This window comes from Hyalangium versicolor (assembly GCF_020103695.1).
Classification (GTDB): domain Bacteria; phylum Myxococcota; class Myxococcia; order Myxococcales; family Myxococcaceae; genus Hyalangium; species Hyalangium versicolor.
Window position 1 is genome coordinate 1 of record NZ_JAHXBF010000089.1, and the last position, 801, is coordinate 801.

Consider the following 801-nt stretch of genomic DNA (forward strand, 5'->3'; position numbering starts at 1 on the left):
GCTGCCCTCACGCGAGCCCTTCCCTCGCACGCCCGGCAGTACGCTCGAGCCATCAGCAAGGCCGCGAAGGCCTCCGGAGTGGACGCGCTGCTGCTGGCGGCCGTGCTCGAGCAAGAGAGCAACTTCGGCGCGACGCTCACCCCTCCCGGCCCCGCTGGCAAGGGTGACAAGGGGCATGGGCACGGCGTCGGACAGATCGACGACAGAACCTGGGGCGCCTGGATCGCGTCGTCGAGGTGGTGGGATTTTGAAACCAACGCCACCAAGGCGGGTCGGATCCTCGCCGACGCACTGAAGGCCATGGGTGGCAACGTTCGCGCTGGCGTGTCCGCCTACAACGGGGGTGCTGGCCGCGTGAAGGCGGCGCTGGCCGCCGGGAAGGACCCCGGTTCCGTGACGACGCACACGCCCTCTGGTGAGAGCTACCCCGATGGAGTGCTCCGCCGCCTCGAGAGGCTCAAGAAGGCAGCTCAACAGGGCTGAGACAGGAGCAGCTATGAAGATGGGGATGGTGGTGGTGGTGGCGTCGTTGCTGGCAACTGCAGCTGGGGCGCAGACGGTGCTCCCATGCAGCTCCGGGTGCCCCGCGCGGTACTACTTTGAGACGCAGCCCTGCAGTTCGGGCCTGTGCGCCAGGTCCTGGGCTCCAATCCCGTCGGAGTTCACGGCGACGACGCCGAAGGGAATGAGCCTGAGCACCCCCTACGAGGGCGCCTCCCTGGAGATCTGCGCGGAGCTCGGGCAGAGCCTCACAGGGACAGGAACCCTCCGGGTTTGGACCTGGTACCCCTGGAACCGCTC

Annotated in this window: 2 protein-coding genes; both read left to right on the forward strand. The window is 68.0% G+C overall.

Annotation, left to right across the window (positions count from 1 at the left end; genetic code table 11):
* Positions 1 to 483 (forward strand): transglycosylase SLT domain-containing protein (locus tag KY501_RS52865; RefSeq protein ID WP_224373256.1); only part of this gene is annotated, 483 nt, incomplete at its 5' end.
* A 13-nt stretch (positions 484 to 496) separates the two neighbouring features.
* Positions 497 to 801, forward strand: a 305-nt coding sequence (locus tag KY501_RS52870) for a hypothetical protein (protein ID WP_224373257.1), incomplete at its 3' end; no start/stop codon positions are given.